The 16,216-nt window shown below is 66.1% G+C and carries 12 protein-coding genes and 2 tRNA genes; 8 read left to right on the top strand and 6 right to left on the bottom strand.

The window, feature by feature from the left end; all coding sequences use genetic code 11:
- Positions 1 to 6 precede the first annotated feature (6 nt).
- Both WDM91_09595 and WDM91_09590 read right to left on the bottom strand, forming a co-directional pair.
- Positions 7 to 81 (bottom strand) — tRNA-Gln (locus WDM91_09595).
- Positions 82 to 146: 65 nt separating this feature from the next.
- The gene (locus WDM91_09590; protein ID MEI9994834.1) at positions 147 to 1,427 is read right to left on the bottom strand and encodes a cation:proton antiporter; all 1,281 of its coding nucleotides are present in this window, start codon (positions 1,425 to 1,427) and stop codon (positions 147 to 149) included.
- Between the two features lie 370 nt (positions 1,428 to 1,797).
- Between WDM91_09590 and WDM91_09585 the strand changes: the two genes are divergently transcribed.
- The 3 genes from WDM91_09585 to WDM91_09575 all read left to right on the top strand — a co-directional run bounded on the left by WDM91_09585 (position 1,798) and on the right by WDM91_09575 (position 5,019).
- Positions 1,798 to 1,874: transfer RNA gene (locus WDM91_09585), tRNA-Pro, on the top strand.
- Between the two features lie 281 nt (positions 1,875 to 2,155).
- Complete coding sequence (locus WDM91_09580; protein MEI9994833.1) at positions 2,156 to 4,705, top strand: CHASE3 domain-containing protein; 2,550 nt, start codon at positions 2,156 to 2,158, stop codon at positions 4,703 to 4,705.
- Positions 4,702 to 5,019, top strand: a complete 318-nt coding sequence (locus WDM91_09575) for a hypothetical protein (GenBank protein MEI9994832.1) — start codon at positions 4,702 to 4,704, stop codon at positions 5,017 to 5,019. Before WDM91_09580 ends, WDM91_09575 begins: the two co-directional genes overlap by 4 nt.
- A gap of 72 nt (positions 5,020 to 5,091) precedes the next feature.
- Here WDM91_09575 and WDM91_09570 read toward each other — a convergent pair whose 3' ends face one another.
- Together WDM91_09570 and WDM91_09565 are read right to left on the bottom strand one after the other, a co-directional pair.
- Positions 5,092 to 5,883: a TorF family putative porin gene (locus tag WDM91_09570; GenBank protein MEI9994831.1), complete on the bottom strand. Its 792-nt coding sequence runs from the start codon at positions 5,881 to 5,883 to the stop codon at positions 5,092 to 5,094.
- 221 nt (positions 5,884 to 6,104) lie between these two features.
- On the bottom strand, positions 6,105 to 6,917 hold the full coding sequence (locus tag WDM91_09565) for an SDR family NAD(P)-dependent oxidoreductase (protein MEI9994830.1): 813 nt from the start codon (positions 6,915 to 6,917) through the stop codon (positions 6,105 to 6,107).
- 134 nt (positions 6,918 to 7,051) lie between these two features.
- Here WDM91_09565 and WDM91_09560 point away from each other — a divergent pair, with 134 nt between their 5' ends.
- Together WDM91_09560 and WDM91_09555 are read left to right on the top strand one after the other, a co-directional pair.
- A complete protein-coding gene (locus tag WDM91_09560; protein MEI9994829.1) occupies positions 7,052 to 7,612 on the top strand; it encodes a histidine phosphatase family protein in 561 nt (186 codons plus the stop codon).
- Positions 7,613 to 7,862: 250 nt separating this feature from the next.
- Positions 7,863 to 8,609, top strand: coding sequence for a dienelactone hydrolase family protein (locus WDM91_09555; protein ID MEI9994828.1), 747 nt, complete (start codon positions 7,863 to 7,865; stop codon positions 8,607 to 8,609).
- A gap of 684 nt (positions 8,610 to 9,293) precedes the next feature.
- Here WDM91_09555 and WDM91_09550 read toward each other — a convergent pair.
- Complete coding sequence (locus WDM91_09550; GenBank protein MEI9994827.1) at positions 9,294 to 10,280, bottom strand: D-glycerate dehydrogenase; 987 nt, start codon at positions 10,278 to 10,280, stop codon at positions 9,294 to 9,296.
- A gap of 80 nt (positions 10,281 to 10,360) precedes the next feature.
- Positions 10,361 to 11,614, bottom strand: coding sequence for a serine hydrolase domain-containing protein (locus tag WDM91_09545; GenBank protein ID MEI9994826.1), 1,254 nt, complete (start codon positions 11,612 to 11,614; stop codon positions 10,361 to 10,363).
- A gap of 317 nt (positions 11,615 to 11,931) precedes the next feature.
- Between WDM91_09545 and WDM91_09540 the strand changes: the two genes are divergently transcribed.
- From WDM91_09540 to WDM91_09530, 3 genes are all read left to right on the top strand, one after another.
- Complete coding sequence (locus tag WDM91_09540) at positions 11,932 to 13,257, top strand: acyl-CoA dehydrogenase family protein (protein MEI9994825.1); 1,326 nt, start codon at positions 11,932 to 11,934, stop codon at positions 13,255 to 13,257.
- 111 nt (positions 13,258 to 13,368) lie between these two features.
- On the top strand, positions 13,369 to 14,397 hold the full coding sequence (locus WDM91_09535; GenBank protein ID MEI9994824.1) for a fatty acid desaturase: 1,029 nt from the start codon (positions 13,369 to 13,371) through the stop codon (positions 14,395 to 14,397).
- Positions 14,398 to 14,476: 79 nt separating this feature from the next.
- On the top strand, positions 14,477 to 16,216 hold the full coding sequence (locus tag WDM91_09530) for a class I adenylate-forming enzyme family protein (protein MEI9994823.1): 1,740 nt from the start codon (positions 14,477 to 14,479) through the stop codon (positions 16,214 to 16,216).

Below are 16,216 nucleotides of genomic sequence, written 5' to 3'. Positions count from 1 at the left end.
GTAGGCTGGCTGGGGCGGAAGGGATCGAACCTTCGAATGCCGGAATCAAAATCCGGTGCCTTACCGCTTGGCGACGCCCCAATGCTCCCGAAGGCGCGGGACCATAGGCAAAGTCGCCCGGCGTTTCAACGCGCGGTTCCCGCGCCTCAGGCTTCGACGCCGGCCGGGATGGCGTAGCCCGCCCGCGGCAGCAGGACGCGCAGCAGCGGCCCCGTCATCACCGTCGTGACCACCGCCATGATCACCAGCATGGTGAACACCTTCTGCGGGATGAAGCCGAGATCGAAGCCGATATTGAGCACGATCAGCTCCATCAGGGCGCGGGTGTTCATCAGCGAGCCGAGGATGGTCGACTCGCGCGGCGTGAAGCCGGAGATCCGGCTCGCAACATAGACCGGAACGACCTTGCCGAGGATCGCGGCGGAAAGGATCGCGGCCAGCCACGCGGCGTCGCTGGCGCTCGAAAGGCCGAGCACATTGGTGCGCAGGCCCGTATAGGTGAAGAAGATCGGCAGGAAGAACACCAGCACGAACTTGCCGATCTGCGCCCGCCAGGCCTCGACGAACGCCTTGTCCTGGTGGAACAGCAGGCCGGCGAGGAAGCCGCCGAAGATCGTGAAGATGCCGAGATAATAGGTGCAGATGCCCATCGCGAAGACCAGGCAGACGACGATCGTCATCAGGTTGGGCGGCAATTGCCCGTCGCGCACCGGCATCCACGCCAGCAGGCGCCGGACCAGCGGGCGGAGCAGGAACAGCGCGACGCCGAGCAGCAGGACGATCCCGCCGACCTGCAGTCCGATCGCGCCGGCCGAGAATTTCGCCGATGCATAGGCCGAGATGCCGGCGAGCAGCACCCAGCCCGTGACGTCGTTCACCGCGGCGGCCGAGATGGCGACGACGCCGATCTCGGTGCGGGTCAGGTCGAACTCGCGCAAGATGCGTCCCAGGATCGGGACCGCGGTGATGGCGAGGCCGACGCCGAAGAACAGGCTGTAGGTCAACGGATCGATGGCGGGCGCCAGATAAGGTCCCGAGAGCTGGCCGATGCAGAAGCCCAGCGCGAAGGGGATGCTGACGGAGGCGGCCGCGATGCCGATCGTGCCGTTGCGGTTCTTGCGCCGCGTGAGGTGGCCGAACTCGAAATCGGTGCCGATCTGGAACATCAGGAGCACCAGTCCGATCTGGCTGAGGATCGTGATCGGCGCCGAGGCCTTGGCGCCGAACAGAGCCAGCGAGGCCGCCGGATAGAAATGACCGAACAGCGAGGGTCCCAGCAGCAGGCCGGCCACGATCTCGCCGATCACGCCCGGCTGGCCGAAGCGGCGCAGGATCTGGTTGCCGATGCGCGCCGCGGCGATCATCACGATCAGCTGCAGCAGGATGTTGAACAGCAGGTTTTCGGTCTGATGAACCGTGGAATGCATGGCTTCCTCCCCGTCGCGCTTGCCGGCGACCCCTCAAGACTATGATAGCGCTATCAACACCTGACAATCCCCCATATATGTCGGGGTTGACCCGCGAAGCATGTGGTTCCGTGGGGGCATGACAAAGTGGTTGTGGTTACGCATCGCGTCCGGAGCCTAGAATCGTTTCCGGTTGAATTGCTCCCCTAATCCGTCACGGCCCACGTCATACGGGCGACCCATTTCACTCTTGGGCGGAAAAAGATGGGTTGTCCGGACAAGCGGGGCAATGGCGGGGTGGGACACCGGTTCAATATGAGGCCGTTTGGGCCGAGGCGGGCGGTTGCGGGGCCGGGGACGCCTCTATATAAGACCGCCTCCCGTCAGAAATCGGAGAGTAGCTCAGCCTGGTAGAGCACTAGCTTCGGGAGCTAGGGGCCGGAGGTTCGAATCCTCTCTCTCCGACCATTCGCGGCAAAGCCGCGGATGGTCGCCGCGCCATAGCTTCGAAGGAGCGTGGGCGGGCTGGAGCAGTTTGCGCGCCGACAAGCCGGCCGATAACGCGGGGACTTTCCGCGCGGTTTGCGGTGCGCGTTCCGGATGGTATCACTATCGTTCCAGCCGTTGCCGTGTGGGACGCTGGCTGTACGGTGAAGGCGTCCCAAAATCTGCGTGCTGGAATGTCCATGAGTGGAACCGATCAGGCCAACTCGCGTTCTGCTGACGGGTTGTCAGGGGTCGGGGGAATAGTGGCCGCCAATCGTTGGTTGTTGTTGGCAGCGGTACCTTTATTTCTGGTGCTGGCCGGCGCGGTTTATCTTGCCATCGCATTCGCCCGAGATGAGCGGGACGAGCAGGCCTGGGTCGTCCACACCTATCAGGTGATGGACTCCCTGCACGCCTTGTTGTCGGACGCATCCGACGCCGAGACCGGCCAGCGCGGCTATCTGCTGACGCACAAGCAGAGCTTCCTGACGCCCTATCGCGCGGCCGAGGCGCGTATCGACCGCGACCTGGGCACCTTCACCACGCTGACGCGAGACAATCCCGTGCAGCAGAAACGCGCCGTGGCGCTCCGCGGCCTGATGGAAGGCCGCCTCAAGATTCTCGACAAGGGCATCGCCGCCGGCGCGCTGGCGACGCCGGTGCCGGAGCCCCTGATGTCCTTGCTCGAACAGGGCAAGGCCGTGATGGACACGCTGCGCCTGGTGGTCGGCGCGGGCATGGACGAGGAGCGGCGTCTCCTGGTCCAGCGCGTCGCGAGCCGCCGCGCCGTCGAGCGCTCGGAGATCACCAGCGCGGTGCTGGCGGTCATCCTCGCCCTGATCGTCCTGCTGGGCGCCGCCGGCCTGCTGGTGCGCAACAATGCGCGCCTCGCGGTCAGCGAAGCGATCCGCCGCCGCCAGGCCGCCATCCTCCAGGCGACGCTCGACAATATCCGCGACGGCATCCTGGTGTTCGACGAGAAGGACCGCGTCGCGGCCTTCAACAACGTCTTCTTCCGCTTGATGGATTTTCCCGAACGCCTCGCCGCGATCGGCGCGACGCTCGACGCCTTCAAGAACTTCGACGCCGGGCGGTCGCGCCGCGGCTTCGGCGAGGTCGCGATCACGCCGGCCGGCGAGAGCCGCTATGAGCGCTTCGCCCGGGCCGAACGGGATCTGGACGTCTACCGCGCCAGCGTGCCGGGCACCGGCTTCCTGGTCGCCGCCGCCGATGTCAGCGCCCGCGTCCGCGCCGAGGCGACGCTGCGCCAGGCGCAGAAGATGGAGGCGGTCGGCCACCTGACCGGCGGCGTGGCGCACGACTTCAACAACCTGCTGCAGATCATCAGCGCCAATCTGGACCTCGCCGTCGCCGACGCGCGCGCCAATCCGAAGACCGCCGAGCGGCTGCAGAACGCGATCTCCGCCGTGGAGCGCGGCTCGCGCCTCACCGGCCAGCTCCTGGCCTTCGCGCGGCGCCAGGCGCTCGATCCGCGCTCGACCAATCTGGGACGGCTGCTGCACGACATGACCGACCTGCTCCGCCGGACGCTGGGCGAGCGCATCGAGGTGGAGTCGATCGTCTCGGGCGGGCTGTGGAACACGCTGGTCGATCCCAGCCAGGTGGAGAACGCGGTCCTCAACCTCGCGATCAACGCGCGCGACGCGATGCCGGAGGGCGGCAAGCTCACCATCGAGCTCGCCAATGCCTATCTCGACGACACCTATGCGGCGCAGCACGCGGAGGTGACGGCTGGCCAGTATGTGATGCTGGGCGTCAGCGATACCGGCACCGGCATGCCGCCGGAAGTCGTGGCGCGCGTCTTCGATCCCTTCTTCACCACCAAGCCGGAAGGCAAGGGCACGGGGCTCGGCCTCAGCCAGGTCTACGGCTTCGTGAAGCAGTCCGGCGGCCATGTGAAGGTCTATAGCGAGCCCGGACAGGGCACGACGGTGAAGATCTATCTGCCGCGCACCCGCAAGCCGCAGGAAGGCCTCGATCCGGTCGCGACGCTCGCCGCCGAGGGCGGCAACGAGACGATCCTGGTGGTGGAGGACGACGCCGGGGTGCGCGCCGCGGTGGTCGATATCCTCGGCGACCTCGGCTACAGCGTGCTGAAGGCGGAGAGCGCCGAGCAGGGGCTCGCGGTGATCTCCAGCGGCGCGCGGATCGATCTTCTGTTCACCGACGTGGTGATGCCCGGGTCGATGAACACCCGCGACTTCGCCCGACGCGCCCAGGAACTGCGGCCGGGGCTGAAAGTGCTCTACACCTCGGGCTACACGCAGAACGCGATCGTCCACAATGGCCGGCTCGACGACGATGCGTTCCTTTTGAGCAAGCCCTATCGCAAGGACGACCTGGCGCGGAAGCTGCGCAGCCTGCTCGACGGCACGCCGCCGCCGATCGCGCCGCCGCCGATCGTGCAGGTCGACGCGGGCGCCTTGCCCGCCGGGCGCCGCAAGGTGCTGGTGGTGGAAGATGTCGCGCTGATCCGCATGACGACGGTCGACATGACACAGGAGATCGGCTTCGACACGGTCGAGGCCGGCGATGGGGCGGAGGCGCTGGCGCTGCTGCAGAACGATCCGGCGATCGACGTCCTTTTGACCGATCTCGGCCTGCCCGGCATGAACGGCCGCCAGCTGGTCGAGGAGGCGCTGCGGCTGCGGCCGGAGCTCAAGGTGATCATCGCCAGCGGCTATTCGACCGAAAGCGGCGCGGGCGGCATGCCGGAGGGCGTGATCGCCCTGACCAAGCCCTTCGACATGAACGCGCTGAAGCGGGCGCTGAAGGCGGTGGGTGCGGCGTGACCAAGGAAGAATTGCGCGCCTGGGCGCTCGCCAATGGCTGGACCGAGATCGGCGGCTTCCTGAGCCTGACCAAGCCCTCGAAGCCGTCGGAAGCCATCGTCCGCCTGGTGCTGAAGGGCACGGTGGTGCAGCTCGAGATCAAGAAGCCCGCCGGCAAGTGGGAGAAGATCACCAGCACCGCTTACGCGGCGATCGAGCCCGATTCGGAGACCGGCTTTCCGCGCGGCCTCGGCCTGGACACGATCACCGGCTTCTCATCGCTCATGCAGGACAACAAGCTGCGCGCCGTCTTCGCGAAGAAACCGGGCCAATAGCCGGCTCGCCCGAAAAGAAAAAGCCCGCGGGCCTTTCGGCGCGCGGGCTTCCCCTATTCCAGGTCTACGCGATCACGGATTGAGGACGTCCGGGATGTTGTAGGTGAGCGTCGCCACAACGCCGGTGGTGCAGATGCCGGAGTTGAAATTGGCCGACGGCATGTAGAAGTTGCGGCAGGCCGAGCCGCTCAGATCCGTGCCGTTGGCGCGGACGTCCAGCGACCAGTGGCGGTAGGTCGCCGTCAGGCCGAGGTCGAAATGGGTGTAGTCGGTCGGCGCCGCGTCGACCCACTGATGGCCGACATTGCCGCTGATCGAGAGCCAGTCGAGCAGCGGATAGGACGCCGTGCCCTCGATATAGCCGCCGGTGCCGCCGCCCAGGCTGAACTCGGGCGAAACCGCGCCGGTTGCGGTGAGCGCCAGGTTGCCGAAGCTGTGCGACAGCTGGAAGATGCCTTCGAAATAGCTGGCCTTCTTCGGTCCGAGGAACGCCGAATTGGCATCGGGATAGGCGTAGTAATAGGCCTCGACGTTCAGGTCGGTGCCGCCGAGGTCGAAATGCTTGCCGCCATAGAGGTCGAGCTCATAGGACGGGGTGCCGCCGATGATCGGCGCGCCGATCCAGTTGGTCTTCGAGATCCAGGTGCCGACATAGAAGCCGTCCGGGCCGCTCCAGTTGATCGAGGCCTGCGGCGCAAATCCACCGGCGTTCTGGCTGATGCCGCGGAAGCGGTAATCGCTCGTGACGTCCACATAGGCGGAGACCGTGCCCCAATCGTCGTCGGCATAGGCCGCGCCGGTCGACGCCATCACGCCGGCGAGGCTCGCCGCGCCAAGCATCAGTTTCATTCCGAGATTCTTCATAGTCAGCCCTCTTGTTAGCGGCATTTCGCGCACGCAACAGCACACGCCGCGCCGGGACCGACTTTTGTGACCGGCGCGTATAAATTCAATACGAAATACCTCGTTGTACGCACGTTTCGTGCGGAATAGGACCAATTCGCCATCAGCGTTGTTGCGGCGCAACACATAGTTGCATGAAGGTTGTGCAAACCGCCGCCTGATTGGGCGAAAATTAAGTTGCCTTAACGGCGCGCGCCCGCAAATCCCAGATGGATGCCGCCATCGGTCAGCAGGGTCTCGCCGGTGATGTTCCCCGACTCGGGGCCGGCGAAGAACAGGATCGTCTTGGCGATCTCCGCCCCGTCCGCCACCTTCTGCAGCGGGTTGCGCTTGCCCTCGGCTTCCGCGATGCGTTCGGCCCGCTCCTTGCCGAACTGCTTGGCGAACCAGTTGGTGTCTACGAAGCCCGGGCACACCGCGTTCACCCGCACCTGCGGCGCCAGCGCGCGCGCCAGCGAATAGGTCATGGTGTTGAGCGCGCCCTTCGACGCCGCATAGGCGACCGAGGAGCCGATCCCCGCGACGCCAGCGATCGACGAGACGTTGACGACCGAGCCGATGCCGCTGGCGCGCAGCGGCGCCAGGCAGGCGCGGATCATCTGGAACGGCCCCACCACATTCACGGCATAGAGCTGGGTGAAGTCTTCGGCAGTGAGGCCGTCGAGATCGGCATGGTCGACGAATTTCGTGGTGCCCGCATTGTTGACCAGGATGTCGATCCGGCCCCACGCCTCCAGCGCGGCCTGCGCCAGCTTGATACAAGCCTCGTCCGAGGCCACGTCGCCCTGCACGATGCGCGTTTCCGTTCCGAACCTGGCGAGGCCGGCGGCGGTCTGCTCCGCCTCGGCGGCGCTGCGGGCATAGTTGATCACGACATGGGCGCCGCGCCGCGCCAGCCCTTCCGCCACCGCCGCCCCGATACCGGAGGCCGAGCCTGTGACAATTGCTACCTTGCCCGCGAGATCGCCGTGTTCCATCTGCCTCTTCCCCGTCATGTTGCGATGCTTGATTATGGGCGGATCGTATACAGCCCGGGCCCCGCGCTCGCCAAGGAGCCGCCATCAGCACCGTCGCCGCCGACCCGACGCCCGTCCGCCGCCTGCGCCGTCATGCGCATGCCGAGGCGCCGATGCGCATCGTGCTGATCCGCCATGGCCGCCCGGCGATCTCGACCAACCCGCGCACCTCGCATCACGGCTTCCGCGACTATATCGACGAGTACGAGGCCGCCGGCCTCGACCCCTCGAGTGCGCCGCCGGAGGAGCTGCAGGATCTGGTGAAGGAACTGGCCGCCGTCTACACCTCGGACCGGCCGCGCTCGACCGGCAGCGCCAAGGCGCTGGCGCCCAATGCCGAGCTGATCGCCGACCCGCTCTTCGCCGAGGCGCCGCTGGCCAGCCCGCGCATCCCGCTGCTGCGGCTCAAGGTGCCCGCCTGGGCGGTGATGGCGCGCATCCTGTGGCATGCCGGCTATCACCCCGAGATCGAGAACTACCGCAAGGCCAAGCACCGCGCCGCCGAAGCGGCCGACATCCTGATGAAGCGCGCCGCGGCGGAGGGCGCGACCGCGCTGGTGGCGCATGGCTATTTCAACCTGATGATCGGCCGGGAGCTGCGCCGCCGCGGCTTCCGCAAATCGGGCGCGCATCGCGTCCGCTACTGGAACGCGGTGATCTACGAGATGCCGTAAGCGACGCAAAAGCCATCGTGCGAGCTTGTCGCGGCACGCTTCACGGCCCGGAAAATCGCGCTACTCTCTTTAAGTAAACAAAGCTGTCATCCCCGGCCGAACGCCGCGGAGCGGCGTGAGGGGAAGGGGACCCAGGCGGCAAAGATCTATCGGTCTTTCAGACCTGGGTCCCCTTCCCTTCGCGTTGCTGACGCAACGCTCAGCCGGGGATGACAGCTTTGCGAGATTGAAAGAAACACCGGAACGCCCCATGCCCGAGACCCAGCACGATTTCGCCACGCCCGACGGCGCCGTCGAGGCGTTCCTCTTCACCCCTGCGCACGGCACCGGGCCGTGGCCGGGCGTGGTCTATCTCACCGACATCATGGGTATCCGCCCGGCCTATCACCAGATGGCGCAGCGCCTGGCGGACGAGGGCTATGCCGTGCTGCTGCCCAACGTCTTCTATCGCGGCAGCGAATTGCCGGTGCTCGATTTCGTGCCGAAATTCGGCGAGGAGAAGACGATGCAGCGCATGGGCGCGCTGCGCGCCGCCCTGCCCAACGCCAAGATGGGCCCCGACGGCGCCGCCTATGCCGACGAACTGTTGGCCCAGCCCTTCGTGAGCGGCAGCAAAGTCGGCGTCGTGGGCTATTGCTTCACCGGCGCGATGGCGGTGCGTAGCGCCGCCGCGGCGCCCGACAGGATCGCGGCGGCCGCCTCGTTCCATGGTGGTGGTCTGTACACGGATCAACCCGACAGCCCGCATCTCCTCCTGCCGCAGATCCGGGCCCGGCTTTATTTCGGCCATGCGGTGCAGGACCGCTCGATGCCGGCCGAGGCGATCGCGAAGCTGGAAGCGGCCCTCGCCGCCTGGCCCGGCCGCAGCGAAAGCGAAACCTACGAAGGCGCCCTGCACGGCTGGTGCGTGCCGGGACACGTGGGTGCCTACAACGAGGCGCAGGCGGACCGGGCGTTTGGAAAGCTGGTGGAATTGTTCGAGGCGGAGTTGAAGTAGGGCGGCGTGCGCCTCCGCACGCACACTGCTTGTCATCCCCGGCGAGCATCGCGCGCGCAGCGCGATGCGAGGGAAGGGGACCCAGGCGGCAAACACCGTCACGGTTTCGACGCCAAGGCACAACTGAAAGCCCGGTCAGCCGGCAAACATCCTCGATCCCGACGTCGTCATCGTCATCCGCGACCTGTTCGCTGTACCAATCGGGCATGGAAGATGCGTCGTCCATCGAGCCGCCAACCGGTCCGACATTGACCGACAGCATGCCGTGCTTAAGCGGATGTACACCGGACGGCCGTCCGGCGTTCGTGCGTGCCACTGGACCGGCAAGAAACGCGTGACCATTTCCACGTCCTTGACGACATGCGTGTTCACCGCGCCGCCCGATCCGGCGCTTCGCCTATGCCGATTGCGTCCTTCACACGCCGCAACACCCAATATTCCCCGGTCTCGCCGCGGCGATGCGCGCGGTCCAACTGGATGTCGCGATTGAACGAGGCCCAGTTGGTGCGCGCCGCGAAGATGCTGGATGCGTTTGCGGAGTCGTGAGAAACAAGGGCGAGACCGCCAATGTCTCATTGTCAACTGTGGCGCATAGAAAGTCAGATGATTTTGGACAAGTAGAGAGGCGGTTCCTTACGGTGGTGCCGCGCTTATTAGACTAATATTTGCCTCGCTAACGTCGCCCTACAGCATCGCCGGAATCACCCTATCCGGCGGCTTGTGCCCATCCGCGAAGGTCTTGATGTTGATGATCACCTTCTCGCCCATGTCGATGCGGCCCTCGATCGTCGCCGAGCCCATATGCGGCAGCAGCACGACGTTCTTGAGCTTCAGCAGCTTGGGGTTCACTGCCGGCTCGTGCTCGAACACGTCGAGCCCCGCGCCGGACAGCTGCCCGGCCTCCAGCATGCGCGCCAGCGTGTTCTCGTCGATCACCTCGCCGCGCGCGGTGTTGACGATATAGGCGCTCGGCTTCATCAGCTTGAGGCGCCGCGCGCTCAGGAGGTGATAGGTCGCCGGCGTGTGCGGGCAGTTGACGCTCACGATGTCCATCCGCGCCAGCATCTGGTCGAGGCTTTCCCAATAGGTCGCCTCGAGCTCGTGCTCGATGTCGGGATGCACCGGCTTTCGGTTGTGGTAGTGGATCTGCAGGCCGAACGCCTTGGCGCGCCGCGCCACCGCCTGGCCGATGCGCCCCATGCCGACGATGCCCAGCCGCTTGCCGAAGATGCGATGCCCCAGCATCCAGCTCGGCGACCAGCCCTTGAAGTGCTCGTCCTCCAGCTCCTTGACGCCCTCGACCAGGCGGCGCGGCACCGCGAGGATCAGCGCCATCGTCATGTCGGCGGTGTCCTCGGTCAGGACACCGGGCGTGTTGGTCACCGCGATGCCCTTGTCGAGCGCGGTCTTGACGTCGATGTTGTCGACGCCGGTGCCGAAATTGGCGATCAGCTTGAGGTTGGGGCCGGCCCGCACGATGACCTTGGAGTCGATCCGGTCGGTGACGGTGGGCACCAGCACGTCGGCCTTCTGCACCGCCTCGATCAGTTCGGCCTGGCTCATCGGCTTGTCGTCGAGATTCAGCTTGGCGTCGAACAGCTCGCGCATGCGCGTCTCGATCGCGTCGGGCAATTTGCGCGTGACGATGACCAGCGGCTTTTTGGCGGGCATTTCCGGGGCAACCTTGATCGAACGGGCGCCGTTTTACGGCGTCCGTCCGGTCTTAGCAGATGGTCCGACCCGGTCAAGGATCAGAGATTGCTCTCCGTCATCGCCGAATAGGCCAGGGTGCGCAGGTCGCGGCGCAGGGTCAGGCGCGCATCGGTGCCCATCACCTGGGTCATGAACACCACGGCGAGGTCTTCCTTCGGATCGATCCAGAACGCGGTCGAGGCCGCGCCGCCCCAGAAGAACTCGCCCGGCGTGCCCGGCAGGCGCGTCAGCTCCGGCCCCATGCTCACGCCGCAGCCGATGGAGAAGCCGACGCCGTTATAGCCCGCCTCGCTGAAGGTCACCGCCGCCGACAGGTCGCTCAAGAGCTTGCCGCCCGGCAGGAAGTTCATCCCGAACAGCGCCACCGTCTTGGGCGAGAGGATCTGCACCCCGTCCAGCGTGCCGCCGCCCAGCATCATGCGGCAGAACCGCATGTAGTCGGCCGCGGTGGAGACCAGGCCGCCGCCGCCCGATTCCAGCTTCGGCGGCTCGGCATAGGTCGACTTGCCCGCATCGTCCTGCAGGCGCAGCCCGCCGCCCGCCTTGGGCATGTAGCAGGACGCGAAGCGGTCGAGCTTGCCGGGCGGAATGCTGAACGATGTGTCGTGCATCTTCAGCGGCTCGAACAGCCTTGTGCGGAGGAATTCGCCGAAGGTCTGGCCCGACAGCTTCTGGACGAGATAGCCCATCACGTCGATCGATACCGAATAGTTCCACTGCGTGCCCGGCGAGAAGTCGAGCGGGATCTTCGCGAGTTGCTCGATGAAGGCATCGAGCCCGCCCGGCGTCTGGAAGTCGCCGACCTTCTGGCGGCGATATTCCGCGTCGATCGACGTGCGTGACATGAAGCCGTAGGTCAGGCCCGAGGTGTGGGTGACGAGGTCCAGCACCTTCATCGGACGTTCGCAGGGCAGCGTGATGAACTGGCCCGACGTATCGGCGACCAGGCTCGGCATGCCGCTGGCATAGACGCGCAGGTTCTTCCACGAGGGGATGTGCGTCGCGACCGCGTCGTCGAGGCCGATCGCGCCTTCCTCCGCCAGCATCATCAGCGCCACGGCGGTGATCGGCTTGGTCATCGAATAGATGCGCACGATGGCGTCTTCGCGCCACGGCTTGTTGCGTTCCAGGTCCATCGAACCGGCGAAGGAATTGTGCGCCAGCTCGCCGCGCCGCCAGATTTGCGTCTGGATGCCGGGCAGAAGACCCGAATCGACGTAACGCTCCTTCATCACCTTATCGAGCGTCCTCAGACGCGCCGACGACATCCCCACGCTTTCCGGCTTGGCCATGTGTTCTCTCTCCCTGTTGTCGCTGAGCACAGCTTGACCGCATCGCACCCCGCTTGTCATCCCCGGCTGAGCGCGAGCGACAGCGAGTGCGAAGGGAAGGGGACCCAGGTACCCGCGACCGTCACGGTGTTCCCGCCTGGGTCCCCTTCCCCTCACGCCGCTGCGCGGCGTTCGGCCGGGGATGACAAGATTGGCGCGCCCCGTCCGCCGCGACAATCGCGGCGCCCGCCGCCATTTTTCGAAAAACCGGTATCTTTTCCGTTGCGGCAGGTCCGGCGCGGCGGGATACTGCGGCAAAGACAAACGGGAGCGCGCCGATGGCCTGGGACTTCGAGACCGATCCGGAATACCAGAAGAAGCTGGACTGGGTGGAAGTGTTCGTCGAGACCGAGGTCGAGCCGCTCACCCATATCGGCGTCGGCCTGGGCGGGGTGAAGTCGAAGACCTACCAGAAGGCGATCCGGCCGCTGCAGGCCAAGGTGAAGGAGCAGGGCCTGTGGGCCTGCCACCTGACGCCCGATCTCGGCGGCCAGGGCTATGGCCAAGTCAAGCTCGCGCTGCTCAACGAGAAGCTCGGCCGCGTCGGCCTCGCACCCGTCGTGTTCGGCTGCCAGGCGCCCGACACCGGCAATGCCGAGATCATCGCCCATTACGGCACGCCGGAGCAGAAGGAGAAATATCTCTGGCCGCTGCTCAACAACGAGATCACCTCGGCCTTCTCGATGAGCGAGCCGACCGGCGGCTCCGACCCGCTCTATTTCAAGACCACGGCGGAGCTGAAGGGCAACGAATGGGTGATCAACGGCGAGAAGTGGTTCTCGACCGGCGCGCGCAATGCCGAAGTGCTGGTGGTCTATGCGGTGACCGATCCGGAGCACAAGGATCCCTACAAGCGCATGTCGATGTTCCTGGTCCCGAAGAACACGCCCGGCGTGAAGATCCTGCGCAATGTCGGCGTCGGCACCATGCAGCACGGCAATGAGGGATATGTGCAGTACAAGGACGTGCACGTCCCCTTCGACGCGATGCTGGGCCCGCGAGGGCACGCGTTCGAGCTCGGCCAGGTCCGGCTGGGCGGCGGCCGCGTGCACCACGCGATGCGCACCGTCGGCCAGTGCCAGAAAGCGCTCGACCTGATGTGCCAGCGCGCCGTATCGCGCAGCACGCGCGACGGCCGGCTCGGCGACTACCAGATGGTGCAGGAGCAGATCGCCGACAGCTACATCCAGCTCACCCAGTTCCGCCTGATGGTGCTGCACGTCGCCTGGCTGATCGACAAGCACAAGGACTACAAGAAGGTGCGCAAGGACATCGCCGCGGTGAAGGTCGCGATGCCCAAGGTCTATCACGACATCGCGGCCGCCGCGCTGCACCTGCACGGCGCGCTCGGCGTCTCCAACGAGATGCCGTTCATGGGCATGGTGACCTCGTCCTTCGTGATGGGCATCGCCGACGGACCCACCGAGGTCCACAAGGTGACGGTCGCCAAGCAGCTCCTCAAGCAGTTCAGCCCCGACAACGACCTGTTCCCCTCCTATCACCTGCCCAAAGTCCGCGAGCGCGCCCGCGAGAAGCACCCCGACCTGGTGGCGGAACTGAAGGAAGAATGGGCCAACCGGGCGCAGAGCATCGACGCGCTGTGATTTCGAGGCCCAGGCCGGCGAATTAACGCGATGCGTTTCGTCGATTCCGTACCCCTTTTCGCCCGAATTGGAGTATGGAGTGCGCGCCGCGTACCGCACAGGGCTGACCCATTGTCCCATTCAGAGACTGCCGCCGCCGAAGCTCCGGCGTCGGATTGGATCGGCATTCTCAGCCGCTACCGCAATCCGTCGCCGATCCGCAGCAGCTTCGAGCTGGTCGTCACCGCGGTGCCCTTCCTGGCGCTGTGGCTGCTGATCTGGGCGGCGTGGGAATTCGGCTTCTGGTGGGCTTCCGTGCTGCTGACCCTTCCTGCCGGTGCCTTCCTGGTGCGGCTGTTCATGATCCAGCACGATTGCGGCCACGGTTCCTTCTTCCGCTACCGCGCGACGAATGACTGGGTCGGGCGGATCATCGGCGTGCTGACGCTCACGCCCTATGACGCCTGGAAGCGGGCGCATGCGATCCATCACGGCACCTCGGGCAATCTCGACAAGCGCGGCGTCGGCGACCTGCAGACCCTGACGGTGCGCGAATACCGCGCCCTGTCGGGCGTCGGCCGGCTGGGCTACCGCCTCTATCGCAACCCGCTGGTGCTGTTCGGCCTGGGACCGGTCTACCTGTTCGGCGTGCGGCACCGCTTCCCGCTGGGACCGACCATCGCTCATTGGCGCGGCTGGGTCAGCCCGATGGCGACCAATCTGGGCATCGCCGCGGTCGTCGCCGGCATGATGTATCTCGTCGGCGTGAAGACCTTCCTGCTGACCCAGGTCCCGATCACGCTGATCGCCGGCACCATCGGCATCTGGCTGTTCTTCATCCAGCACCAGTTCGAAGACACGGTGTGGGCGGAGAACGGCGCCTGGAACGTGCACGAGGCGGCGCTGCGCGGCAGCTCCTATTACGTGCTGCCGCATGTGCTGCGCTGGTTCACCGCCAATATCGGCATCCACCACGTTCATCATCTCTATGCGCGCATTCCCTATTACCGGCTGCCGCAGGTGATCCGCGAGCAGATCCGCCTGGCCGATGTCTCGCGCGTCTCGCTGCTGCAGAGCCTGCGCTGCGCCCGCCTGGCGCTGTGGGACGATTGCCAGAACCGGCTGATCACCTTCCGCGAAGCCCGCCGCCTGCCGCGCTAGGGGCTCCGCGCCGCCTTTCCCGAATGCTTTGCGCGTGCCAATAATCGGCCAACCGCTATCAAAGCACCAGGAAACGCCCATGACTCTTCCCGCCGGCTGGCCCGCCATGTCCCTTGCCGAGGCGCATGCCCTTCTGACTGCGCCCGGTACGCGCTTCGAGACCGCGATGGAGATCATCCGCGGCATCCCCACCAAGGTGTGGAAGAACGCGCCGCCGACCAACCGCGAGGTCTTCCTCGCCGGCCGGATGTATGGCGATCGCGAATTCCTCGTCTACGAGGACGACCGCTGCACCTATGAGGGCTTCGCCCGCGCCACGCTGGCGCTCGCGGCGCAGCTGCAGAAGGATGGCGTCAAGAAGGGCGACCGCATCGCCATCATCATGCGCAACCTGCCCGAATGGCCGGTGGCGTTCTATGCCGCCGAACTGCTGGGCGCGATCGTCACGCCGCTCAACGCCTGGTGGACGGGGCCGGAGCTGGAATACGGCCTGGTCGATTCCGGCACCAAGATCGCGTTCGTCGACGCCGAGCGGCTGGAACGCATCGCCGAGCATCTGGTCAATTGCCCCGACCTCGCGAAGATCTACGTCAGCCGCTATTCCGACGAGATGCCCAGCCCCATCGTGCATCCGCTGGAGGATGTGATCGGCAAGGTGAACGACTGGGGCACACTGCCGCCCGGCGAGATGCCGGCGGTCGAGCTCGGCCCCGAGGACGACGCGACGATCCTCTATACCTCCGGCACGACGGGGCGGCCCAAGGGCGCGCTCGGCACCCAGCGCAACATGACCTCGAACATCGCTGCCGCCGGCTTTTCGGCGGCGCGCAACTTCCTGCGCCGCGGCGAGCCGGTGCCGGTGGTGGAGAACCCGCTGGATGCGCCGCAGCGCTCGACGCTGCTCAGCGTGCCGTTCTTCCACGCCACGGGCTGCTTCGCGGTGATGGGGCCGACCGTGGTCAGCGGCGGCAAGATCGTCCTGATGCGCAAATTCGAAGCCGAGAAGGCGATGGCCCTGATCGAGAAGGAGAAGATCAACGGCGCCGGCGGCGTGCCCACCATCGCCTGGCAGATCCTGGAGCATCCCAACCGGCACAAATACGACCTGTCCTCGCTGGAATCGATGGCGTATGGCGGCGCGCCCTCGGCGCCCGAGCTGGTGCGCCAGATCAAGGAAATCTGGCCGAACTCCGCGCCGGGCAATGGCTGGGGCATGACCGAGACCTCGGCGACCTGCACCACCCATTCGGGCGAGGATTACGAGAACCGCCCCAATTCCTGCGGTCCCGCCGTCGGCGCCTGCGAGATCAAGATCATGGACCTTGAAGGCGCGCGCGAGCTGCCGCGCGGCGAGGTCGGCGAACTCTGGGCGCGGGGCCCGAACATCGTCAAATGCTACTGGAACAAGCCGGAGGCGACCGCCGCGACCTTCGTCGACGGCTGGGTGAAGACCGGCGACCTGGCGCGGATGGACGAGGAAGGCTTCTGCTTCATCATCGACCGCGCCAAGGACATGCTGATCCGCGGCGGCGAGAACATCTACTGCATCGAGGTCGAGAACGTCCTCTACGACCATCCCGCGGTGATGGACGCGGCGCTGGTCGCGGTGCCGCACAAGACGCTGGGCGAGGAGCCGGGCGCCGTGGTGCATCTCAAGCCCGGCATGCACACCACGGAGGAGGAGCTGCGCCAGTTCGTGGCCGGCAAGCTCGCCGCGTTCAAGGTGCCGGTGAAGGTGGTGTTCTGGCCCGAGACCCTGCCGCGCAACGCCAACGGCAAGATCCTGAAGACCGAGCTGAAGAAGATTTTTGCGGGGTGA

The sequence above is a fragment of the Rhizomicrobium sp. genome, from assembly GCA_037200385.1.
Lineage (GTDB): Bacteria > Pseudomonadota > Alphaproteobacteria > Micropepsales > Micropepsaceae > Rhizomicrobium.
The sequence above is the reverse complement of the archived record's forward strand: the minus strand, read 5'-3'. Positions and strand labels throughout refer to the sequence as shown.